18 protein-coding genes are annotated in these 22,904 nt (G+C 73.0%); all 18 read right to left on the reverse strand.

Features of this window, described 5'->3' with window-relative positions; translation table 11 throughout:
* Window positions 1–3: 3 nt before the first annotated feature.
* Entirely contained in the window at window positions 4–651 is a 648-nt protein-coding gene (locus STRBO_RS0110365) for a PIG-L deacetylase family protein (protein WP_005481748.1), read from the reverse strand.
* A complete protein-coding gene (locus STRBO_RS0110370; RefSeq protein ID WP_005481750.1) occupies window positions 648–1,442 on the reverse strand; it encodes a glycosyltransferase family protein in 795 nt (264 codons plus the stop codon). The genes STRBO_RS0110365 and STRBO_RS0110370 overlap by 4 nt, the downstream gene beginning before the upstream one ends.
* A complete protein-coding gene (locus tag STRBO_RS0110375; RefSeq protein ID WP_005481751.1) occupies window positions 1,439–2,674 on the reverse strand; it encodes a class I SAM-dependent methyltransferase in 1,236 nt (411 codons plus the stop codon). Before STRBO_RS0110375 ends, STRBO_RS0110370 begins: the two co-directional genes overlap by 4 nt.
* Window positions 2,671–3,879 (reverse strand): glycosyltransferase, encoded by a 1,209-nt coding sequence (locus tag STRBO_RS0110380; protein ID WP_005481752.1) that lies wholly within the window; start codon window positions 3,877–3,879, stop codon window positions 2,671–2,673. Before STRBO_RS0110380 ends, STRBO_RS0110375 begins: the two co-directional genes overlap by 4 nt.
* Before the next feature lie 3 nt (window positions 3,880–3,882).
* Entirely contained in the window at window positions 3,883–5,115 is a 1,233-nt protein-coding gene (locus STRBO_RS0110385; protein ID WP_005481754.1) for a hypothetical protein, read from the reverse strand.
* 1 nt (window position 5,116) lies between these two features.
* Window positions 5,117–6,637 carry a right-handed parallel beta-helix repeat-containing protein gene (locus STRBO_RS0110390; protein ID WP_005481756.1) on the reverse strand — a complete coding sequence of 507 codons (1,521 nt, stop codon included), beginning with the start codon at window positions 6,635–6,637 and terminating at the stop codon, window positions 5,117–5,119.
* A gap of 10 nt (window positions 6,638–6,647) precedes the next feature.
* Entirely contained in the window at window positions 6,648–8,621 is a 1,974-nt protein-coding gene (locus STRBO_RS0110395) for a heparinase II/III family protein (protein WP_005481758.1), read from the reverse strand.
* Entirely contained in the window at window positions 8,618–10,813 is a 2,196-nt protein-coding gene (locus tag STRBO_RS0110400) for a bi-domain-containing oxidoreductase (protein ID WP_028796568.1), read from the reverse strand. The genes STRBO_RS0110395 and STRBO_RS0110400 overlap by 4 nt, the downstream gene beginning before the upstream one ends.
* A gap of 24 nt (window positions 10,814–10,837) precedes the next feature.
* Window positions 10,838–12,763 (reverse strand): asparagine synthase (glutamine-hydrolyzing), encoded by a 1,926-nt coding sequence (asnB, locus tag STRBO_RS0110405; protein WP_005481760.1) that lies wholly within the window; start codon window positions 12,761–12,763, stop codon window positions 10,838–10,840.
* 2 nt (window positions 12,764–12,765) lie between these two features.
* Window positions 12,766–14,286, reverse strand: coding sequence for a Wzz/FepE/Etk N-terminal domain-containing protein (locus STRBO_RS0110410; RefSeq protein WP_005481761.1), 1,521 nt, complete (start codon window positions 14,284–14,286; stop codon window positions 12,766–12,768).
* A complete protein-coding gene (locus tag STRBO_RS0110415) occupies window positions 14,283–15,653 on the reverse strand; it encodes a Wzz/FepE/Etk N-terminal domain-containing protein (protein ID WP_005481762.1) in 1,371 nt (456 codons plus the stop codon). Before STRBO_RS0110415 ends, STRBO_RS0110410 begins: the two co-directional genes overlap by 4 nt.
* Entirely contained in the window at window positions 15,650–16,990 is a 1,341-nt protein-coding gene (locus STRBO_RS0110420) for a glycosyltransferase family 4 protein (protein ID WP_005481763.1), read from the reverse strand. The genes STRBO_RS0110415 and STRBO_RS0110420 overlap by 4 nt, the downstream gene beginning before the upstream one ends.
* Entirely contained in the window at window positions 16,980–18,296 is a 1,317-nt protein-coding gene (locus STRBO_RS0110425) for a nucleotide sugar dehydrogenase (protein WP_005481764.1), read from the reverse strand. Before STRBO_RS0110425 ends, STRBO_RS0110420 begins: the two co-directional genes overlap by 11 nt.
* A 94-nt stretch (window positions 18,297–18,390) precedes the next feature.
* Window positions 18,391–19,869, reverse strand: coding sequence for a sugar transferase (locus STRBO_RS0110430; RefSeq protein ID WP_028796569.1), 1,479 nt, complete (start codon window positions 19,867–19,869; stop codon window positions 18,391–18,393).
* A gap of 870 nt (window positions 19,870–20,739) precedes the next feature.
* A complete protein-coding gene (locus tag STRBO_RS0110435; RefSeq protein ID WP_005481768.1) occupies window positions 20,740–21,267 on the reverse strand; it encodes a hypothetical protein in 528 nt (175 codons plus the stop codon).
* Window positions 21,251–21,751, reverse strand: coding sequence for an RNA polymerase sigma factor (locus STRBO_RS0110440; protein ID WP_005481770.1), 501 nt, complete (start codon window positions 21,749–21,751; stop codon window positions 21,251–21,253). Before STRBO_RS0110440 ends, STRBO_RS0110435 begins: the two co-directional genes overlap by 17 nt.
* A gap of 77 nt (window positions 21,752–21,828) precedes the next feature.
* Window positions 21,829–22,452 (reverse strand): class F sortase, encoded by a 624-nt coding sequence (locus STRBO_RS0110445; protein WP_028796570.1) that lies wholly within the window; start codon window positions 22,450–22,452, stop codon window positions 21,829–21,831.
* On the reverse strand, window positions 22,449–22,853 hold the full coding sequence (locus STRBO_RS0110450; RefSeq protein ID WP_005481773.1) for a hypothetical protein: 405 nt from the start codon (window positions 22,851–22,853) through the stop codon (window positions 22,449–22,451). The genes STRBO_RS0110445 and STRBO_RS0110450 overlap by 4 nt, the downstream gene beginning before the upstream one ends.
* Between the last annotated feature and the right edge of the window lie 51 nt (window positions 22,854–22,904).

Here is a 22,904-nt window from a genome sequence, read left to right on the forward strand (position 1 = left end):
GGTTCAACCCCCCAGGTTGAGCGTGAGTTTGGTGACGGCGAACGCCTCGGCGTAGCGCTCGTGGCATTCGATACCGCGGATCCGGGCGAGACCGAGGAAGGCCTCCCGGTCGTACCAGGGCCGGTGGCGCTGCGAGGGGTAGTGCTCCTGCAGCAGCCCCACCTTGCGCTCGGCGGTCTCCGGCGAGAGCGGCTGGTACGCCGCCGGACGGCCGAGATCGCCGTCCCACTTGACGATCTCGTAGCCGAGCACCAGGTGGTCGCGGAACGCGGTGGGGATCAGCTTCGCCAGGCCGCGGTGGTCCTGGTGGGCGTCGTCGGTGCGCGGGGCAAGCACGAGGTCCGGGTCCGTCGCCGCGCGCAGCTCCTCGACCGCGGCCTTGGCCTCCTCCCAGTGCGCGGGCAGCCGGCCGTCCGGCAGCTTGTGCACGGTCAGCCGCAGGTCGGCTCCCGGACAGAAGGCGGCGAGCGCGGCCCGCTCCTCCTGCTCCCGGTCGCCGCCGCCGCCGGACAGCACCAGCGCGTCGACGCGCAGGCCCGGGCGCGCCAGGCACATCGTCAGCAGCGTGCCGCCGGCGCCGATGGCGATGTCGTCGCAGTGCGCGCCCACCGCGACGACCCGGTCCGGGCGCCCGGCGCCGAGCCGGATCACGCGCCCACCCCGGTGGCGTCCCGTTCCCACACGGCCCACGGGCGGTCGCCCCGGGCGTAGGCGTCGTCGAGCGCGGCCCGCTCCTTGACGGTGTCGGTCGGCTTCCAGAAGCCGCGGTGCTGGTGCGCCACCAGGCGGCCCTGCTTGGCCAGTTGGCCGCAGCCGTCGGCGACCAGGTCCCCGCCCTGCGGGATGTGGTCGAAGATCTCCTGGCGGAGCACGAAGTAGCCGCCGTTCTCCCACAGCGGCATGTCGCTGACCGCGGTGATGCCCCCCACCAGGCCGTCCTCGCCCAGGTCCACGCAGTGGAACGAGGACTGCGGCGGCACCACCATCATCGACGCGCCGGCGTCACGCCGGGCGAAGGAGTCGATCATCGTCGGCAGCGGCGCGTCGGTGAGCACGTCGGCGTAGTTGGCGAGGAACATCTCGTCGCCGTCGAGGTGGTGGCGCACCCGGCGCAGCCGTTCCCCGATCGGCGACTCGACGCCGGTCTGCGCGAACGTGATCGTCCAGTCGGCGATGTCGGTGGACAGCAGTTCGGTCCGTCCGCCGCGCAGCACGAAGTCGTTGGACGTCGTCTCCTCGTAGGTGAGGAAGAAGTTCTTGATGTGGTGGGCCCCGTAGCCGAGGCAGAGGATGAACTCCGTGTGCCCGAAGTGCGCGTAGTAGCGCATGACATGCCAGATCAGCGGGCGCGGGCCGACCATCGCCATCGGCTTGGGCACGTCGTCGGAGGTTCCGTTGCGCATCCGCATGCCGTAACCGCCGCAGAACAGGACGACCTTCATGCCTTGACCTCGACAATGCTCAGTTCCGGTATCGGGAAGACCAGCCGGCCGCCCCACTCGTGCACGTACGCCAGCTGCTCGACCAGCTCGGCCCGCAGGTTCCACGGCAGCACCAGGACGTAGTCCGGCCGGTCGGCGGCGATCCGCTCGGGCGGCAGGATCGGGATGCGGGTGCCCGGGGTGAACCTGCCGTGCTTGTAGGGGTTGCGGTCGACCGTGTACGCCAGCAGGTCGGGCCGGATGCCGCAGTGGTTGAGCAGGGTGTTGCCCTTGCCCGGGGCGCCGTAGCCGACGACCGTCTCGCCGCGCTCGGCCGCGTCGATGAGGAACCGCAGCAGGTCCCGGCGCACCTTGGCCACCCGGGCGGAGAACTCGGTGTACCCGGACAGCTCCTGCAGCCCGGCGGCCTTCTCCCGGGCCAGTACGTCCGCCACCCGCGCGGTGGGCTCGCCGGCCACCTCGCACGGGCGGGCCCACAGCCGGATCGACCCGCCGTGCGTGGGCAGCAGCTCGACGTCCACGAGCGTGAGTCCGCCGCTCGCCAGCGCCCGGATCGCGGCCGCGACCGTGTAGTACTGGAAGTGCTCGTGGTAGATCGTGTCGTACTGGTTCTCCTCGATCAGGGTCAGCAGGTGCTGCACCTCGACTGAGACCCAGCCGTCGTCGGCGACCAGCGCCCGCAGCCCCTGGGTGAACCCGACCACGTCGGGGATGTGCGCGTACACGTTGTTGGCCACGACCAGGTCCGCCGGGCCGTGCTCGGCGCGGACGCCGGCGCCGGTGTCCGGGCCCAGGAACGCCGTGAGCGTGGGCACCCCCGCCTCCCGCGCCGCCGCCCCGACGTTCACCGACGGCTCGACGCCGAGGCAGCGGATCCCCCGGTCCACCACATGCCTCAGCAGATACCCGTCGTTGCTCGCGACCTCGACCACGAAGGCGTCGGGGCCGAGGCCCACCCGCTCCACGGCGCCCGCGACGAAGGCGCGCGCGTGTTCCACCCAGGAGGTCGAGAAGGAGGAGAAGTACGCGTACTCCTCGAACGTCTCCTCCGGTGTGATCAGCGGAGGGATCTGCGCGAGCCAGCAGTCGGTGCAGACCCGCAGGTGCAGCGGGTACGCCGGTTCCGGCAGGTCCAGTTGTCCCGCGGCGAGAAAGCTCTCGCACGGCGGGGTCGCCCCCAGGTCGACGACGCTCTCCAGCGCCGACGAGCCGCAGAGTCGGCATCCGGTCATCTACTGCCCCCCAATGATTCCGTCCGCCCCGCGATCGCGGAGCGGTACCCCTCCACCAGGCGCTCCAGCCCGACCGCCGGGCTGAAGTCCCGCTCGTAACGGCTCCGGGCCGCCCGGCCCAGCTCCCGGCCGAGGGCCGGGTCGGCCGTGATCCGGCGCAGACAGGACGCGAGCGAGGCGGCCTCGCCCGGCCGGTGCAGCAGACCGGTCACCCCGTCCTCGACGAGTTCGACGAACGCGCCGTGACCGGCGGCGACGGCCGGCACCCCGGCCGCCATCGCCTCCACGACCACCAGGCCGAACGCCTCCAGCCACGTCGAGGGCGCCACCACGGCGACCGACCGCGCGACGGCCTCGCGGACCTGCGCGGTGTCGTACAGGCCGGCGTACCGCACGTCGTCGCGGCCCGCCGCCCAGGCGGTGACCTCCGGCTCCAGCGGCCCCGCTCCGGCGATCACCAGCGGCACCCCCACCCCGCCGCCGGCGGTCAGCTCGTCCCAGGCGGCCATGAGCAGCCGTACGCCCTTGGCCTCCGCGAGCCGGCCGAGATACAGCAGGTGCTCGCCGTCGCCCTCGCGGCGCACGTCCGGGTCGGGCACGAAGTTGTGCTTCACCGCCAGCCGCTCGGCCGGCATCCCGGAGCGCACCAGGACCTCGCGCTGGGCCGCCGAGATGCAGAAGAACCGCTCCACACCGGACCACCACCGCCGCCGGTTCACCGACAGGCTGACCGCGAGCGGCACCGTCGCGAGCCGGGAGCCGCGGTAGCAGCCGTGCCGGACGGCGGGCAGCGGCGCGGACCCCACGCACTCGGCGCACGGCCGGCCGTCGCGCTGCAGCGTGCCGGGCGGGCAGACCTGGGTGTAGTTGTGCAGCGTGGCGACGGCCGGCACCCCGGCGTCCGCGCAGGCGGCCAGCACCGCCGGCGACAGCAGCGGGAAGACGTTGTGGACGTGCACCACGTCCGGCCGCTCGGCGCGCAGCTTCGCGGCGAGTTCCCTGCGGACCGCCGGGTTCCACGGCACCAGCAGCGGGATCGCGGCCTTGGCCGGCAGGGACCGGGCTGCGATGTCGTCGCTGCGCCGCTCGAAGACCTCGGCCCGGTGGCCGGCTTCGCGCAGCAGTGCCACCTCCTGGTCGACGACCTTGTTCTCGCCGCTCGGCTGCGCCGAGGCGTAGCGGTTGTGCACCACGAGAACATGCATGCTTCAGGCCACCTCCGTTCTTCGGACCCAGCGCGTGACGCGCCGTCGGGGGACTGCGGGGGCCGGGAGGGCGGCGGCCGTGTCGGGCACCGCCAACAGCGAGGCGGCCACCGCCAGATGGAGCAGGTACGGCGAGGCGTCGCCCAGCCCGGCCTCGGTGTACGACGCGATCCCGCAGTAGCTGATCAGGAAGATCGCGCAGGCCCTCGACAGCGAGGGCGGCCGCAGCAGTGCGACACCGCCCAGGACGACGATGACCGCCGCCACCAGCGTCACGCCGGTCATCCCCTGCTCGTGGAAGACGGCCAGCCAGCTGTTGTCGATCGGCAGCCCGCCGAAGGACTTGTCACCCAGGCCCATGCCGAACAGGTACTCCGAGGTCGTCCGGGGTGCCGCCAGCAGCGCCTCCCAGACCTTGGCCCGGCCGGTGAGGCTGGTGAAGTTCTCCTGGCTCTGTCCGCGCAGGAACCACGACCGCAGCGCGGGGCCGAACCCCACCGCGGCCACGGCGGCGCACAGCACCACCCAGGCGAAGAACCGGCGGGCGGCGGTGCTGGTCAGGAAGAGCGAGCCGATCGCCAGCACCAGCCCGATCAGCATCCCGAGCGTGGCCGTGCGGGTGTGGGTCAGCGCGAGCAGGACCAGGGACGGCACGATGACCAGCGCCGCGCTGGCCCGGGTCGTCCGGCGGCCCAGCAGGAGCAGCACGGAGAGCCCGATGATCACCGCCGCGTACTGTCCGATCTGCGGCGGGGTGAGCGGCCACAGCGCGCCGACCAGACGCCCGCCGTACAGCTCGGGCAGGGCGGCGCCCGGGGAGACGACCGCGCCGACGGCCACCGACCCGAGGACCACGAAGTACATCCGGATGTGGAGCCGGACGAACCGCAGGTCGCCGTCCCACCAGCGGGTGAGCAGCCACAGCGTGCTGACGAACAGCGCCAGCCGGGCGCAGCGGAACACCGCGCCGAACCCGGACTCCAGGTCCGCGCTGGAGATCACGCTCGGCACCAGCAGCAGGGTCAGCAGGAACAGGAAGGCGTTGGGCCGCACGCGCAGCCGGGGATTGACCACGAGCGCCAGCGCGAACGCGGCGACCAGCGCGCCCATGGTGGCCATCTGGATGAGTGAGCGGGGCAGCGGGACGATGGTCTTCGCCCCGGCGGAGCCGAGCGTGTTGAGGACCAGCAGCCCCCAGACCGTCCCGACGATCTTCGACGTGTGGTCGGCGGGCATCTCAACCGCCTTTCCCGGCACGGTACTTGCTGCCCGCGTCCTGCCGGTACGGCGTGTCCCGCCACTGGGAGAAGTCCAGGACCCGGCTCGGGTCGTGGACGACGAACCTCCACGGTCCCCGGTAGACGTTGTCGTGCCAGCGGTTGTGCTGCTTGCGCGTGATCGCCTCGGCCACCCGCTCGCCCCGGTAGGGGGACCAGTCCGGATAGGTGCCGTAGTTGGCCAGCACCGCCATGCGGTCGCACTTCGCCGTGCAGTCGAGGACGGACTTGTCCAGCGTGAAGCGGTTGTCGTGGACGTCCACCCGCTGGGTCCGCCACCGGCAGTCGTCGTACAGCGGCGCCTTGGCGATCGCGGGCCGCTCGCAGCGGTCGATGTCCTTCACCAGGAGGGTGCACTCACCCGAGGAGGTGTTGGCCGGGCTGTTGCAGAACCGGTCCGCGTTCTCCCACAGGGTGATCCCGGACCAGTTGTTCTCCAGCACGTTGCGGTAGATCTCGATCTTGTCCGTGCGGGCCGGGACGCGCGGCTCCCCGCCGGACTCCGATATGTACACGGTCGCGAACGGGAAACTGTCGCCGCGCCCGGCGTAGTCGCGGCCCTCGACCCAGTTGTTCCGCCGGATCCGGTTCTTGCGGATGACCGCGTTGTAGCTGGTCTCGTAGATCAGCGCCGCACCGTCGTTGGCCTCCAGCAGGTTTCCCTCGATACGGAAGTCGTTGTTGTTGGTGTCCGCCCACAGCCCGGTGCCGCGGTTGTCGTGCACCCAGTTGCCGCGTACGTCGGCGCCGTCGACGGCCCAGAACTTGACGCCTGCGGTGCAGCCGCAGCCCGGCCGCCGCCGCTCCCAGTCGTCCGTGTTGTTGCCCACGATCTCGTTGCCCTCGACCACCAGGCCGGTGATGAGGCCGTCGGCCTTGTAGGCGTTCATGCCGTACTGGCCGTTGTCACGCAGGCAGTTGCCGCGCACCCGCTGGCGGGCGCCGGCCATCAGCCCGGCGCCGGAGTTGTTCTGGACCGTCGTGTGCTCGATGACCCAGCCGTCGGCCGAGTCGTGGTTGACCACGCCCTCGTCGTGCGGCGCGACGAAACGCTGCACGGTCAGGTGGCGGATGGTGACGTCGCGGGCGGAGCCGCCGAACGCGTACTGGTTGGTCTTCCGGCCGTCGAGCACCGCGCCCGGAGCGCCGACGTAGGTGTCCCCCTCCTTGGGAAGGACCTGGGCGTAGCGGTCCGGGCCGAGCCGGTGCTTGCCCGGGAGCAGCCAGAACGTGGTGCCCGGGGGATTGCTCTCGGTCTGCACGGCCAGGTCACCGGGCACGGCGGGGTCCACCGTCACCGCGCCGGCCGGCGCCTTCGTGGGCCCGGCCGCGCGCTCGGCGCACACCCGGGCCACGGACGTGGACGGTGTGGTGGTCGGCTTCGGCCGCGCGTCCGGCGTGCCCTCGCAGCCGGTCGCCGCCAGCAGGGCCAGCACCAGTGGTGCCGTGACCCGTGCTCGTCGCCGCCCCTTGATCCCCAAGCGTCCTCCCCTAGCCCCGGAACCCGAGTACGGTGGTGAACTCCCCGGACGCGGTGCCGCCGGCGAAGCCGGTGCCGATCAGTGTGGTGACGGGTTCCTTGCGCCCGAAGCCCGCGGAGTACCAGCCGAGCGGCGGGTCGCTCTCGCCGCGATGCGCCCGCCAGGACAGCTGCCCGGGCAGTTCGAGCACCGCGGAGCGGTCCTCGCCGTCCCGGGTCCAGGTCAGTTCCGCGACGGTGCCCACCAGGTCCGCGGCGATCGCCGGGCCGAGGTGGAACGCCAGCCGCACGGCCCGGCGCGGGCCGCGCACCTCGTCGCTCACCCGCAGCTCCCGGCTCGCGGCCGTCAGCTCCACCCGGCGCCGGTGCACGGAGGGCTCGTAGCCGTCGTGCTCGGCGCACCAGCGGGCCACGCCCTGGCCGGACGTGTCGGCGACCAGGACACGGCTGCGGGCCTGCCGGGTCCACAGGAACGGACCGCCGGAGACGGACTGGTCGTCGCCGTCCAGTTCCAGGGTGTTGTGGCCGAGGGTCGAGCGGAAGTACCGCCGCCACTCGGGCTGCCCGTGGTAGCAGTACGTCCCCGGGTCGGCCAGCACGTCGACCCCGTCGTGCCGCACCTCCAGGGACAGCGCGTCGGCGTGCGCGTGCGCGGCGATGGACAAAAAGCCGTGCGGGCCGCCGTCGCAGCGGCACCAGATCTCCTGCGGACCCCGCAGGATGGTCATGCCGGCGTCGGCGAAACGGTCGGGCCGGGTCGCCGGGCGGGCCACGGCAGGCGCGGTCCCCTCACGCGGGTGGGGCCGCACCAGCGCGGCCAGCAGGGGGGTGCGTACGTCGGTGCCGGTCACCGCCGGCCACCAGTCCAGCCGGCCGAAGACGGCGTCCCCGGTGGCCAGCAGCGAGGCCCAGCGGTCGGTGCCCGCGCCGTCCACGACCAGACCGTGCCCGTCGTCCGCGTCCCCCTGGCGCGGCGGCCGCAGCCGGTTGTCCACGACGGCCGCGAGCGCGTCGGTCATCCGCAGCAGCACCAGCCGGACCGTCGCGGGCACCGGCACGCCCGCGGCGTCCGCCTCGGCCAGCGCGGCCAGGCCCAGCTCCAGCACCAGCCCGTGGTACTCGGTGGCCAGCTCGCGGTTGAGGCCCGAGGGGAAGGTGTTGGCGCGCAGCTGCCGCTCCAGTGACCGCAACGCGTCCGTGCGCCAGCGCGCCGAGGAGGGGAACCAGTCGAAGGCGCAGGCCGCGGCGAACTGCCCGGCGGTCTCGGCGATCACATGGTTGTTCGCGGAGGAACCCCGGCTGGGGAAGGCGGCCAGCCAGCGCTGGTGGTGCCAGATCTGCCGGTGTGCCACCGGGTTGCCCTCGAACAGCCCGGCCGCGCCCGGCCAGCCGTCGAGCAGTCGGCGCACCCACACCCAGGACAGCAGCCGGATGCCCAGCTCGATGCCGCTGGTCCAGTGCACCCCGCGCAGCGGTGTGTTGGCCGCCCACCACGACCGCAGATGGGCGGCCACCCGCTCGGCGTACCGCTCGTCCCCGGTGACCGCGTAGGCGGCGGCGAGCACGGTGAGGTACTGGTGCCGGGACAACTCCCAGATCTGCTTGATGTCGCCGACCGCGTCCTCGTCGCGGTAGGGCACGTCGAAGGCGTGACCCCAGGGCGCCCGGCGCCCGGTCTTCGGGTCGTGGCACCAGTCCGGGTCGACCAGGTCGTCGCGGAGCACCCCGAAGTACTCGGCGTGCCCGTCCATCAGCCGGTCCGCCGCGGCGACGAGACGTTTCGCGGCGTGCGGGGGCACCGCGGCGACGGTCCCCGCGGGCAGTACGGCGGTGAACCGGGCACCGGTCACAGCCGGGCTCCGGGGCGGCGCCGACCGCCACCGCCGCCTGCGCAGCGTGTCGCCCACCCGGCCGCCGACCTCCCGCGGCCCCATCCGGGACAGCCGCCGCAGGTACCAGCCCGGACTTCCCGCGCGCACGGTCATCGCGTCCGCGCCAGCGTCACCGGCGCGCCGGCGGCGAGGCCCGCCCGCACGGCGAGGGTGGCCGCCGTGGTGGCGACGAGCGACTCCAGCGGCACCGGCATCGGCCCGCCGGTGCGCACGGCCCTGACGAACGCGGCCAGCTCGGCGGACTGGCCCTTGTCCCGGGCCTTGGGCAGCCGCGATCCGACCCACTGCCTGCGGCGGCCGTCGTAGACGGCGGCACGGACGAAGTCGTCCAGCCGCAGCACCCTGCCGTCCGCGACCAGGTCCAGCGTCTCCTTGGGGAAGCCGGGCGCGCCGGTGGTGACGTAGCTGATCGTGGCGGTGGACCCGTCCGGGTAGCGCAGGACGACCTGGAGGTCCTCGTTGCCGGGCGTGGTGAGGGCGTACACCGAGACCGGGTCGGCCTCCAGCAGCCAGCTCGCCGTGTCGACGAAGTGTCCGCCCTCACCGGCGAACCGCGAGCCCTCGGTGTCCTGCCGCAGGTACCAGCTGCCGTGGTCGAGGCGGCCCGCGTTGACCAGGTAGCGCAGGCTCGCCGGTCCGGTGCGGGCGCCGAACCGCTGCTTCGCCTCCCGCAGCAGCGGCGCGAACCGGCGGTTGAAGCCCACCTGCAGCCGGTCGTTGCCGGACTCCTCCACCGCCGCGAGCACCCCGGCCAGCTCCTCCTCGGTGAGCGCCAGCGGTTTCTCCACGAACACGGCCTTGCCGGCCAGCAACGCCCTGCGGGTCAGTTCGGCGTGCGAGCTGTGCCGGGTGACCACGAACACCGCGTCGACTGACTTGTCGCCGAGCACGGCGTCCAGGTCGGTGGTGGCCTCGGCGAAGCCGAACTTCCGCTGGGCGTTGGCCGCCGACAGCGCCGTCGTGGTGACGACCGTGGACAGCTCGACGCCCTCACGCCGCGCCAGGTGCGGCAGCAGCATCGACGTCGCGTAGTTCCCCGCGCCCACGAACGCCAGCCGCACCGGCGCCCCGGCCGCCCGGCGCGGGGCGGCACCCGCGCCACCGCGCCGCACCGCGGGCACCGCGACCTCCGGGGCCGCGGCCTCCTCCGTCTCCCGCTGGTCACCGGGGTACCGGAACAGCACCGCCACGGCCTTCAGCTCGCCGTCCTTCAGGCTCCGGTACGTCTCGACCGCGTCGTCGAAGTCGGCGGTGTGGGAGATCAGTGGCTGCACGTCGACCCGGCCGCGCGCGAGGAGATCGAGGAAGCAGGCGAGGTTCCGGCGCTCGGTCCAGCGCACATAGCCGATCGGGTAGTCCCGTCCCTCCAGCTCGTACGAGGGGTCGTAGCGCCCGGGGCCGTAACTGCGGGAGAAGCGGACGTCCAGTTCCTTCTCGTAGTACGCGTTCCACGGCAGGTCCAGGCGGCACTTGCCGATGTCGACGACCCGGCCGCGGTCCCGGCACAGCCGGGCGGCCAGCTCGACGGGCTGGTTGCTCGCGCCGCCGGCGGCCAGGTACACCTGGTCCACGCCATGGCCGTCGGTGAGTTCGGCGACGGCGTTCACCACGGCCGGGGAGTCGGGATCGCCGCAGGCGGCGGCGCCCAGGCGCTCGGCCAGCTCGCAGCGCGCCGGATCCGGGTCGACCCCGACGACACGGACACCGGAGGCGGTCAGCAACTGCGCCACCAACTGCCCGATCAGCCCGAGGCCGATGACCAGTGCCACCTCGCCGAGCTGCGGTTCGCCCTGGCGGACGCCCTGCATCGCGATCGATCCGACGGTGCCGAAGGCCGCGTGCCGTGACGCGAGGCCGTCCGGCACGGGGGCGTAGAGGTTCTTCGGCACCCAGTTCAGCTCGGCGTGCAGCGCGTGCTCGTTGCCGGCGCAGGCCACGAGGTCGCCGACCTTCACGTCGTCGATCCCGGCCCCGACCTGCTCGACCACCCCGCACAGCGAGTAGCCGAGCGGCGTGTAGGAGTCCAGCTTGCCCATCACCTTGCGGTAGGTGGCGCCCACCCCGTTCGTGGCCACGCTCTGCGCGACCTTGGCCACCTGGTCCGGCCGCGAGCGGGCCTTGCCCACCATCGACATGCCGGCCTCGGACACCTTCATCAGCTCGGTACCGGTGGATATCAGCGAGTGGGCGGTCCGCACCAGCACGCCGCCCGGCTTGCACCCGGGCACCGGCACGTCGAGCAGCGCCAACTCGCCGCTCTTGTAGTTCTGCACTACCTGTTTCACCCGAAGTCCCTTGTCTCTACGCCGTCAGGGAGCGGTCCGGCCGGAGCCGGAGGTCGCGCCGCGATACCAGTGTTCGAGGGTCAGCACATGCCACAGATGCTTGGAGTTGTCCCGGTGCCCGGCGGCGTCCTCGGCGACGAGCCGTCGCAGCGCGTCGCGGCGCAGGAACCCGGAACGGACGAGCTCGCCGTCGTTCACCACCTCGCGCACCAGCGGCGCCAGGTCCCGGCTCATCCAGGCCCGCAGCGGGGCGCTGAACAGGCCCTTGGGCCGGTAGACGATCTCCCGGGGCAGGATCGAACAGGCGGCCTCCTTGAGGACGGCCTTGCCCTGCCGGCCGACGATCTTGCGGTCACCGGGCACGGCGAACGCCGCCCTGACCACCTCGACGTCCACGTACGGCACCCGCACCTCCGTCGACGCGGCCATGCTCGACCGGTCCGTGTAGGCGAGGTTCAGGCCCGGCAGGAACATCCGGGTGTCGCCCAGGCACATGCGGTTGACGAAGTCGTCGAGGTCGTTGTCCCGGTAGACGTCCGCGTGCTCGGTCAGCACGTCGTCGACCGTCCCGGCCAGATCCGGATCGATCAGGCCGAGCAGCTCGTCCCGGTCGTACATGGTGTAGCTGCGCCGGAACGCGGTCTCCTCCGGCAGGTCGGCGAAGGAGAGGAACCGCTTCGCGAACCGCACCGACCGGTACCCCCGGCGGGCCGAGGCGACCGGCAGCCGGTCCACGGCCGCGGACAGCCCGCGCCGCAGGGGCCGCGGGACGCGCTGGTAGCGCAGCGCGAGCAGATTGGCGAGGTGCTTGCGGTACCCGGCGAACAGCTCGTCGGCGCCCATCCCCGACAGCATCACCTTGACCCCGGCCTCCCGGGCGGCCTCGCAGATCAGGAAGGTGTTGATCGCGGCGGGGTCGCCGATCGGCTCGTCCAGGTGGTACGTCATGTGCGGCAGCAGGTCGAGCACGTTCGGGGCGATCTCGATCTCGTGCAGGTCGACGCCGAACCGCTCGGCCACCTGCCGGGCGTAGCGCAGATCGTCCGGCATCGCCTCGAACCTGGCGTCCTCGGCGCGGAACCCGATCGTGTAGGCGGAGATCCCGGGCCGGTCGCGGGCCGCCAGCGCCGTCAGGTAGCTGGAGTCGAGCCCGCCGGAGAGGAACGTCGCCACGGGCACGTCGGACAGCAGATGACGCCGCGTCGACTCCTCGACGACGGCGGCGAGGTCCGGCAGCTCACCGCTCAGGGCCCGCTCCCGGCCCTCGGCGGCGACGTCCCGCAGGTTCCAGAACCGGCCGCGCTCCACCCGGCCGTCGGGCCGGCACCTGAGCCAGCTCCCCGGCGGCAGCTTCTCCGCCTCGCGGAACGCACACCGCGAGTCCGGCACCCAGTAGTACAGCAGCGAGGCCACCAGCGCCGCGTGGTCCACCTCCAGCGTCCCGCCCGTCACGGCGGCCAGCGCCTTCAGCTCGGAGGCGAACACCAGCCCCTCGCCGCGCCGGAGCAGGAACAGCGGCTTGATGCCGAGCTGGTCGCGGGCGAGCACCAGCTCACCGGTGCGCTCGTCGAAGATCCCGAACGCGAACATCCCGCGCAGCCGGGGCAGGCAGTCCGTGCCCCAGCGCCGCCATGCCTCCAGCAGCACCTCGGAGTCGGACGTACCGCGAAAGCGCACCCCGGCGCCCGCCAGCTCGGCACGCAGCTCGGGCGCGTTGTACAACTCGCCGTTGTACGTCAGGACCAGGCCGTCCGAGACCATCGGCTGGGCGCCGGTGTCGGACAGGTCGATGATGGCCAGCCGGCGGTGCCCGAGGTGCACCTCGCCGTCGCCGACGGGGTGGCTGTAGCGGCCGGCCCCGTCCGGGCCGCGGTGGGCGAGGACATCGGTGAGCCGGTCGGTCACGGCCTTCCCGTCCGGCCACCGGTACGTACCTGCGATGCCACACATGGCTACCGTGCCTCCTGGTCGCTGTCCGGGACCCGCTCAGCCCACATCGGCAGCCGCTCCGCCCGCCGCCTGCCCGACCCGTTGCGCACGGTGGGCCGCTCGCCGCGGCCACGCGCCGCGCCGGGCGGCCCGTCCCACAGCGTGCCGTCGGTCCGGTCCCGTGGATCGGGGTCGATCAGCACCACCCCGAGCACCGCGATGTGCTGGTCCGCGAGCTGCCGCGCCACGGTGTGCAGCCACGCGACACTGCCGTGCCCGGCACGCACGACGAGCACCGTCCGGGTGCCGAGGTACCGCAGGTCGGTCCACGCCGTGCCGGGGGCCACCGAGCCGACGCCGATCCGGCGGTCCCCGGGCGGCAGGGCCTCCGCCTGCGCGCCGCCGACCACGACCGGCTCTCCCGGCTTCGGGCGGCGGCCCGAAAGCTGCCGGCCGGGCAGCCCGTCGACGACGACCACCGGTCCCTGGGCCGCCAGTGCTCCGGCGAGGTCCAGGGCGATCACGCTCGCGCCGCGCGCACAGCCCAGCTCCAGCAGCGACACCGGGTCCGTGGAGCCGCGGACGGCGCGGGTGAGGGAGAGGGTGAGCCGTGTCCGTGCCGCCCGGGTCCGGCGCCGCCGCCACAGCCGGGGCGAGCGGCGGGGCAGTTCCGTCAGCACCGAGGCGCCGAGGTGCGCGGCGATGTCCCGGCGCAGGACGGGTCGGTCCGCCACCACCGTGCCCACCGCGGCCACCGCGAGGCCGAGGGCGAGCCCGAGGACGAACCCGATCGCCGCGTCGGTGGCGAGGGTCCGTGGCAGCGAATGCCGCACCGCGCGCGGCGCGTCCACGATCTGGGTGCCCGCGACGAGCTGGGGGGTGCCGATGCGCGCCTCGGCGGCACGCTGGTCGAAGTCGGAGATGCGGGAGGTGAGTTCGGCCCGGCGGGCGAAGAGGGACTCCATGTCGGCCGACGCGCTCGGCCCGCTCTCCGGTGTGCCGTCCCCGATCGCCTTGTTGACCTTGGCGAGGTCGGACTTGATGCGGTCACGCTGGTCGAGCAGGGCCTTGGCCTCGGCGTTCGCGGCTTCCCGTATCCGCCTCACGTGATCGGCGACGAACGCGTCGGCCAGTGCCTTCGCGCGGGCCACCGCCTGCGTCTCGCTGTCCCCGGTCACCTCGATCTGCAGCATGTTGTTGGTCAGGCCGAGACCTTGGTAGTCCTCCATGAAGTCCTCGGGTTTCTCCGAGGAGCCGAGGGACTTCAGGGCCTGGCCGGCGATCCGGGTGGTCTGCAGCAGCGCGACGTCGGTGCGGATCAGCGTTCCGGGGTCGTTGGGCTGGTCCTCCTGGTGCGCCACCAGCACCTTGGTCACCGCGGTCGGCGGCGGAGGCAGCAGGACCGCCACCCCCGCGCCGCCGAGCAGCCCGAGCAGCGCCATGGAGCTCCAGAGCCGGCGTCGCCTGCGCACCGCCACCACCAGCCCCTGGAGGTCCACCAGCGGTGCGGCGGCCGACGGCTCCGCGGTCGTACTCGTCGTCACCGTGCACCTCCCCGCGCGTCGTCGCCGACCGCGAGCGCCGGCGCCACGGCCTCCCGCGGAGGCCCGGCGGACCGGGTCGTCGTACGCGCCCGGACCGGGCCGGCGAGGACGATGCCGACGATCTCGTGCTTGGCGTCCGCACACGCCTCGGCGATGCCGGCGAGCTCTCCCGCGGTCCAGCTGCCCGCGCTGAGCACGACCAGGACCCCCGACTCGCGGTCGCGGTCCGGCACCAGCGGCCGGGCCACCGAAACCCCCACCACCCGCAGCAGCGGATCGTTCTCGGCCTCGGCGACCAGCCGGTCGGCGGCCCGGCGGGCGGTCTCGTCGCCCTCGGGGACGACGACCAGCAGCCGCCGGGGGATCGGCAGCTGTTCCCGCAGCCGGGTGCACACCCGGCGGTAGCGGATCTGTCTGCTGGCCTCGTCGCCGGACGTCCGCGGGGTCGGCAGGTCCCACCGGACGTCGACGCCCAGCAGCCGGCGCAGCAGGGCCCCGGGACCACGGCCCCCCGACCGCTGCGCGGTCCGTCCGCCGGGCACGTCGACGGCGCCCAGCAGGTCCGAACCCAGCGCCGCGGCGATCTCCGCCTCGGTGCGCAGCCGGCGGCTCATCCGGGCGGCGACGAGATGGCCGACGACCGTGAGCAGGAAGAACAGCAGGGCTCCGGCGGCGATGAGCTGGGTCCTGGTCGGCGGCGCCTCACCGACCGGCCGGGCCGCGGACCCCATGACGACCAGGTTGGCGGCCTGCTCGTCGGCCGGGTCGGCCTGGTCCAGCTTGTCGATGGCCTCCTGCAGCGCGGTGCGCAGCTTCGCCAGCTCGGTGCGGGTCTGCACGCTCTCCACGGTCTCCCCCGCACCGGCCTGCTCGGCCAGCTCGGTGATGCGGCGGCTGGTCCTCTTCACCGTCTGCCGCAGTGCTTCGGGCGCCCCCGCGTCGGGGTCGGCGCTGTCGCCCGCGACCTGCTTGGCGAAGGCGACGAACTGCCGGGCCACCTGGTCGGAGAGGCGCTGGGCGCGCTCGGGGGTGTCGGACGTGCCCGAGATCTTGATGATGTTCCCGTCGGTGGCCTTGGCGCTGACGTGCTCCCGCACCTCGCTGCCGTCGACCCCGGTCCAGCCGAGCGCGGTGGCCGCACGGTCGACCACCACCGAACTCGTCGCGATCTCCGCCTGTGTCAGCAGCTCGCGTTCCTCCCACGCCCCGGGCAGCAGGACCGACGCCGACGTCGTGTAACGCGGCGGAAGCAGCAGGGAGGTGCCGTGGCCGACGAGCGCGCCCACCACGGTGAGGATGATGAGCAGCCGTCGGCGCCGACGGATAATCCGCCCGATCGTGACCAGGCGTATCGTGTCATCGCTCAACTGCGCGGCCTCGTTCCCGGCCCGTCCGTGTCGCTCGCCGAGGCCGTACCGCTCGCCCCGTCTGTACCGCCGGTCGCGTCCGTACCGCTCACCCCGTCCGTCGTGTCGCTCACCGGGGCCGGGGAGCGGTCGCCGCAGGCCGCGGCGTACGCGGCGAGCAGCGACCGCTGGGAGTTGCGCCAGGAGAGCGCCCCGCCGATCCGATCCTGGCCGATCTTGCCCATCTGGGCCCGCTGCTCCGGATCGTCCATGAGCCGCGCGATGAGCCCGGCGAAGGCGGCCTCGTCGTTGGCCGGCGCGTAGACGGCGGCCTCACCGGCGGAGACCCGCGCCTCCCGGAGGTCGAACGAGACGATCGGCCGACCCATCACCATGTACTCCAGCACCTTGTTCATGGTCGACACGTCGTTGAGCGGATTGTGCGGGTCGGGGGAGAGGCACACGTCCGCGGTGGACAGGTAGCGCGCCAGGTCGGCGTCCGGGATACGGCCGGTGAACTGCACCTGCTCCGCGAGCCCGAGCCGCCGGGACAGCTCCACCATCGCGTCGAAGGTGTCACCGGCGCCGACGAACACCGCGTGCCAGTCGGTCCGTTCGACCTCGTCGCGCAGCTTCGCCAGCGCCCGCAGGGCGTAGTCGACGCCGTCCTGCGGGCCCATGACGCCGAGGTAGCACAGCAGATACGGCTTGCCGCGCTTCAACTCCGGCTCGGGCGGCACGGGGTGGAACCGGTCGGTGTCGGGCGCGCTGCGCACCACGAAGACGTCCTCGGGCCGTTTGCCGCCGCGGCGCACGGCGACGTCCCGGTAGCTCTCGTTCGTGGCGAGCACGACGTCCGCGGCCCGGTAGGTCCGCCGCTCCAGCGCGCACACGGCCCGGTAGAGCAGGTCCTCGCCGCGGTCGAACCGCGACAGGTACAGCTCGGGCACCAGGTCGTGCTGGTCGAAGACGAAGCGCGCGCCGCGCCGCTTCATCCACAGTGCGGGCAGGAACAGCAGGTCGGGCGGGTTGCAGGCGTGGACCACGTCGACCGGGCCGACCTTGCGGGCCAGCCTGACCGTGTGCCACAACGCCGAGCCGTACTCCCGCAGATAGCCGGACGGGCCGCCGGTGGCCGCGCGCAACGGGTAGCGGTGGATCCGCACCCCGTCGATCTCCGCCTCCGGCTCGGTGTCCCGCTTGGTCCCCTGCGGGCAGATGACGTGCACCGTCCAGCCCGCGTCGCGCAGCGTCGTGCACTCCTGCCACACCCGCCGGTCGAACGGCACCGACAGGTTCTCCACCAGAATCAGCGCACGCCGGTCCGGCCGGCCGTCACGCGTCGTGTCACCAGGCAAGGCCCATGTACCCCGGTTCGGTCCGGCGCGCGTCGGCGTCGGGAAGGTGGACGAGATCGACGATCACATGGCCGTCGCCGTGGGGCAGTGCCGACAGCACCTCCGGGTCCCTGGTGCCGACCAGGAGCACGTCGGCGTGTTCGAGCACCTCGTCGACGGAGTCCGCGAGCAGCTGCGCGAGGTGCGGCAGCCGGGTCTCGATGTACTCGCGGTTCGCGCCGAGCAGCCGGGACAGGCTCACGTTGGCGTCGTAGATCTTCAGGTCGTACCCCTTGCCGAACAGCCTCTCCGCCAGTTCGACCAGCGGGCTCTCGCGAAGGTCGTCGGTGCCGGGCTTGAAGGACAGCCCGAACAGTCCGGCCCGGCGTTTTCCGGTGCGCTCGACCATCTCCACCGCGCGCTGCAGATGGTCGGCGTTGGAGGGCAGCACATGGGACAGGATGGGCACCGAGACATCGGCCCGCTGCGCCGCGTGGACCAGGCTGCGCAGGTCCTTGGGCAGGCACGAGCCGCCGAAGGCGAAGCCGGGCCGCAGGTAGGCGGAGCTGATGTTCAGTTTGCGGTCGGCCAGGAACACGTCGATCACCTGGTGCGAGTCGACCCCGAGGGCCTGGCACACCGCGCCCAGTTCGTTCGCGAAGCCGATCTTGAGGCCGTGGAACGCGTTGTCCGCGTACTTGATCGCCTCGGCCGTCGGGACCGGCACCCGGAAGACCTCGCCGGGCAGGCCGTCGTACAGCGCCAGTACCGCGTCGCCGCTCGCCGGGTCCAGCTCGCCGATGACGGTCTTGGGCGGGTCGAAGAAGTCCCGCACGCTCGTGCCCTCGCGCAGGAACTCCGGGTTGACCGCGACCCCGACGTCCACCCCGGCCGTGCCGCCGACGTACTTCTCCAGGATCGGCACCAGCAGGTTCAGACAGGTGCCCGGGAGCATGGTGCTGCGGAACACGACCGTGTGCCGCCCGCCCCGCTCGGCGAGCGCGGCGCCGATCTCCTCGGTGACCCGCTCCAAGTAGGTCGTGCACAGGCTGCCGTTGGGCTCCGAGGGCGTGCCCACGCAGACCAGCGACACCTCGCTGTCCATGATCGCCTCGCGGACGTCGGCGGTGGCGCGCAACGCCCCGGTCCGCACGACCTCGGCGATCATTTCGCCGATCCGCTCCTCCACCACCGGGGCCCTGCCGTCGTTGACCAGGTCCACCTTCACCTGGTTCACGTCCACCCCGACGACCTCGTGCCCCATGCTGGCCAGGCACGCGGCCGACACACAGCCCACATAGCCGAGCCCGAAAACGCTGACTCTCATGACCCGTTCCTCCCCCCAGGCAGGCCCCCACGGCCTGCGGTCCGCGCGTCGGCGGCACGGTCGGGTTGCAGTCCCCGGCACAGTCCCCGGCACATCAGTAGGCCCCCTGCCCGTGGATCACCGCGCGCAGCGTCTTCCAGAGGATCACGCTGTCCAGGGCGAGCGACCAGTCCTCCACGTACCGCAGGTCCAGCCGCACCGCCTCCTCCCAGGACAGGTCGCTGCGTCCGCTGATCTGCCACAGACCGGTGAGGCCGGGCTTGACCAGCAGCCGCCGCCGGATGTCCGGGCCGTACGCGGCGGACTCCTCCGGCAGCGGGGGCCGCGGACCGACGAGCGACATCGATCCGGTCAGCACGTTGAGGAGCTGGGGGAGTTCGTCGAGCGAGTACCGGCGCAGCACCGCCCCCACCCGGGTCACCCGCGGATCCCGGCGGAGCTTGAACAGCGGGCCGGCGCCCTCGTTGCGGTCGGCCAGCGCGTCGCGCACCCCGTGCGCGCCGGCGACCATGGTGCGGAACTTGAGAATGGTGAACTCGCGGCCGTCCTTGCCGACCCTGCGCTGGCGGTAGACCGCCCCGCCTCGGCTGTCCACCAGCACGAACAGGGCGACGAGGGCCATCAGCGGCGCGAACAGCAGCAGCAGAATCGTTGCGCCTATGCGGTCGACGACCTCTTTGACCGCCCGGCGGCCCCCGGTGAAGGTCGGCATGCTGACCCGCAGCAGCGGGATCCCGAGCACCGCGTCGACGTGCAGCCGGGGGCCGGCCACCTCCATCAGCACGGGGGCCACGACCATCTCGGCGTCGCTGCCCTCCAGGTTCCAGGCGAGGCGCTGCAGCCGGTGCGGTGACCAGTGCGGGTCCGGGGTGACCGCGACGACGCGGTAGCCGTCGCGGCGGACATGGCCCGCGACGTCCGCCAGCCGGCCGACGACCGGCACTCCGTCCAGATACTCACCGCCGAACCCGAGTCCGTCCGTGGTGCACACCGCGTCCACCCGCCAGCCGAGGTGGGGGAACTTGCGGGTGCGGGCGATCAGATCGCGCACGGTCGCCGGGCTCCCGGCGGCGAGCACCGGTCTCAGACAGCGGCCTTCCTTTCGCTGTCTGTGCAGCGAAAGGCGCAGCAGATATCGCACGGTCATGGTGACCAGCGCGATCGCGGGAATCGCGACGAAGATCCACAATTTGATGTTGCGCGAGGTGAGAGCGATTCCGCCCAGAGCCAGTACGACGGTCGCCGTGAACAGCGAGCGTCCGAGCCGGCGGAATTCCTCGGCACCCTGGCCGAGCACGGCGGGAGCCCAGGCACGGCTCACCGCGAGCGCACCCAGCACCAGAAGTTCGGTGCCGAATGCCAGAATTCCCCACTTCTCGTGCCAGTTGGCCGCGTCCCGGGCCCCGAAGAAATTGCCGATCGCCGCCACCACGGTGGCCGTGGCCACGGTGTCGCTGGTGATCACGGTACGTCGGTACCGCTGTTCCCACTCGATCGTGGTCCGGCTGATGGCCCCGTCCGCCAGACGCCCCCGCGCCGACGGAAACGGGCTGACCAATTCCCCTTGCCGCACAGAACCCCCCAAGGTTCCCAGTGGTTCGACGTGTTCGCCGCACACTGTTTCCGCGCCCCGGGAGGCCCCCGCCCCCCGCAGTGTCCCTCCCCTCGGGAGACCCCCGCCCCCGCGTCGCGCTGTTTCTCCCCCGGGAGGCCCCCGCCTCCCGCGCCCATGCCGTTCCGGATTTCGGGGCGCGCGTGAACCCTCGGAATCCGGGGTGCTCCCGGCACCCGTAGCCCCCTCCCGGGCTGGCGAATGATCATCCCCACGTCCGGCGCGGGGGACGCGAAAAACCGGCATTCCCCGACGTCGGACCTATAGATCGTTAACGGTCGCCTCGTGTCCGAACAGCTGAAGCACGGTCAATCTAGACCATCGGGGCCAGTATTGAAGAGGGGATGTGTGTAATTTGTGTTCAAGCTTTGCGGCTGAAACAACCAACGGTGGCCGCGTATGGATGTCTTTGCGCCACCGGATGATCCGGGAGCCTCACGGAGTCCTCGGACGCGGTTTCTGTGGCGTCCAGTTCGACGTCGCCTTTCCGCTGTTCACGGCATACGGCGAACCATTGTGGCGCCTGAGGCGGCCGGTGTGATCGATCTTGCCTACGAGGCGCGCGACCTGATCGCGTCGGTGTTCCCGTACGCACCGATGCGCAACCGACGAGGCGTCGCTCCGTGCGGCGCCGGACCGTTCGACCGCCGTGATCCTCTCGGACACCATGTTCTTCGACGGGTTCGCCGTACGCCGAGGCGATCGCCGACCGTGCCGAGCCCGATCCGAGCCGATCCGAGCGCGTTCCGGGCACGCCCCGCATGCGACCGCGTACGACCGGCGCACCACCGGACACGACCCCGGGGCGTGTCCGCGACGACGGCGCGGCGCTCAGTCCGCCCCGGGCGTGCCGAGCCTGGCCGAGGCTTCGGAGGGCTGGGCCGGAGCCGCCGACGGCGCGGTGGCCTCGGGATCCTCCCCGGTGGGGGGGACCGAACGTTCGACGGCCTCGGACGGGGTCGCCGACGGTGCGACGGTCCCGGCACCGGTCCTGGCCGGCGGGGCCGAGGGGACCGGGCGCGGGCCTTCGTCGGAGGGCGCGGGGGTGTCGGGCGGGGCGGAATCCGACGGAGCGGGGGAGGGGCTGCCGGTCGCGGGCGGCGGGGCCAGGGGGACCGAGGGGGAGTCGGGGGCGTCGTTGCCGGCGAAGTGCAGGGGCAGGGCGAGCAGGGCGACGGCCGCGCAGGTGGCGGCGGCGCCGGCCGCGGCCCGGACCAGGCGGCGCCGGGCGGCGGCGCGACGGACGGTCTCGAAGTGGCCGGGGGGCGGCCCGAGACGGTCGGCGGGGGGACGCAGGATGACGGTGAGCGGGTCGTCGTCGGGTCCGGGGCCCGGGCCCTCGTCAGGGCGTGTGGTCAAGGCTTCTCCTCAGGTGGGCGCGGAGCAGTTCGCGGGCCGCGTGGAGGTCGGCCTTGACGGTTCCTTCCTTGCGTCCGGTGAGCACGGACACCTCCCGGATCGGCATGTCAGCGTAGTAGTGCAACAGGATCGGCACGCGCAGCCGTTCGGGCAGCGACTGCACCAGCAGCCGGACCGAGGGGTCGGACGGTTCGGCATGGCCGGCCGGCCGGCGCACCGAGGCCTCCGCGGTGGCCCGGTGCATCGCCCTGCGTTCGCGTTCCAGCTTGCGCCAGTGGTCCCGCACGAGGTTGGCCGCGGTGACGTAGAGGAAGCCGTGCGGCTCCGCGACGGACGTCCAGCGGGCCCAGAGCCGCGTGAACGCCTCCGACGCGATCTCATGGGCCGTCTCGTCGTCGTCGACCAGGCGACGGCACCAGCCGGCCAGGCGCGGGTAGAGGGCGGCGAACAGCTCGGACGCGGCCTTCTCACGGGACCGTTTCAACGCTCTCCATGGTCGTGGTGGTGCGGCAGACGGCAGCGCGGGTACGTCCGTCGCCGCTTCGAGGGGCGGGCTGTGGGTCACCGCGCCGCGCGGCTCAGCGTGGCGAAGACGATCACGTTGTCGCGGTACTCGTCCCCCGTGCGCGGGCCCCCGCAGGTGACCAGACGCAGTGCGGGACGGTCCACGTTCCCGTAGACCTCCTCCGCCGGGAAGTCGGCCTTGGCGACCGTCGTCACGGAGTCGACGGTGAACTCCGGTGCCGAGCCGTTCTCCAGGCGCGCCTCGATCCGCTCGCCCCGCCGCAGCCGGGCCAGGCGGCGGAAGACCCCGTCGCCGTAGCTGCCGACCGTGACATGGCCGAGGATCACCGACGGGCCGGTCTGTCCCGGTGTCGGTGAGTGCTCGTACCAGCCCGCCCGGTCGTGCGCCGTGATCGGCGGCACCTCCACCGTGCCGTCCGGCGCCAGCCCCAGCCGGATGACCGGAGTGTCCACCCCGATGCCCGGTATCAGCAGTCTGACCGGGACCGACCGGCCGAGGGGGCGTACGGCGCCGGCGGGGGACGCAGAGGCAGGGGGCGGCGAGGACGCGTCGCCCGTGGAGGGCCCGGTCCTGGCGTGGTCGCTCCGCCCGCCGTCGCAGCCCACGAGCAGCGAGGCCGTCGCCGCGGCGGCGAAGGCGCGCCTGGAGAACAAGGTCAGGCCCCGTTCGTCCGGCGGCGGCGCAGCACCACGACGGCCGCGCCCCCGCCGACGAGCACCGCGGTGGCGCCCGCGCCGGCCAGCACGCCCGCGCCGCCGGACCCGTCCGACCCGGTCGCCTCACCGGTGTCGGGCGCGCCGCTGGGAACGACGGAGACCTGGCTCGGCACCGGGCTCGCGTCGCGGTCCTCCGGGGCCTTGGTGGGTTCGGCCGGGCGCGGGGACTCGTCGGCCGGGGCGGACGGGACCACGCTCGGTGCGGTGCTCGGCGCCGCGCTCGGTGCGGCGGAGGCCTCCCGCGGGACGACGGTCGGGCTCGTGTCGTCGGCGAACGCCGACGGCGCGGTCGCCAGCACGGCGGTGAAGACGAGTGCCGTGGCACTGAGGACGGTTCGGCGCATGGGTCGCTCTCTCTCGTCGGGCTCAACGGGCCGTGCCCGCCGTCGGGTTCG

It is taken from the genome of Streptomyces bottropensis ATCC 25435, from assembly GCF_000383595.1.
Classification (GTDB): domain Bacteria; phylum Actinomycetota; class Actinomycetes; order Streptomycetales; family Streptomycetaceae; genus Streptomyces; species Streptomyces bottropensis.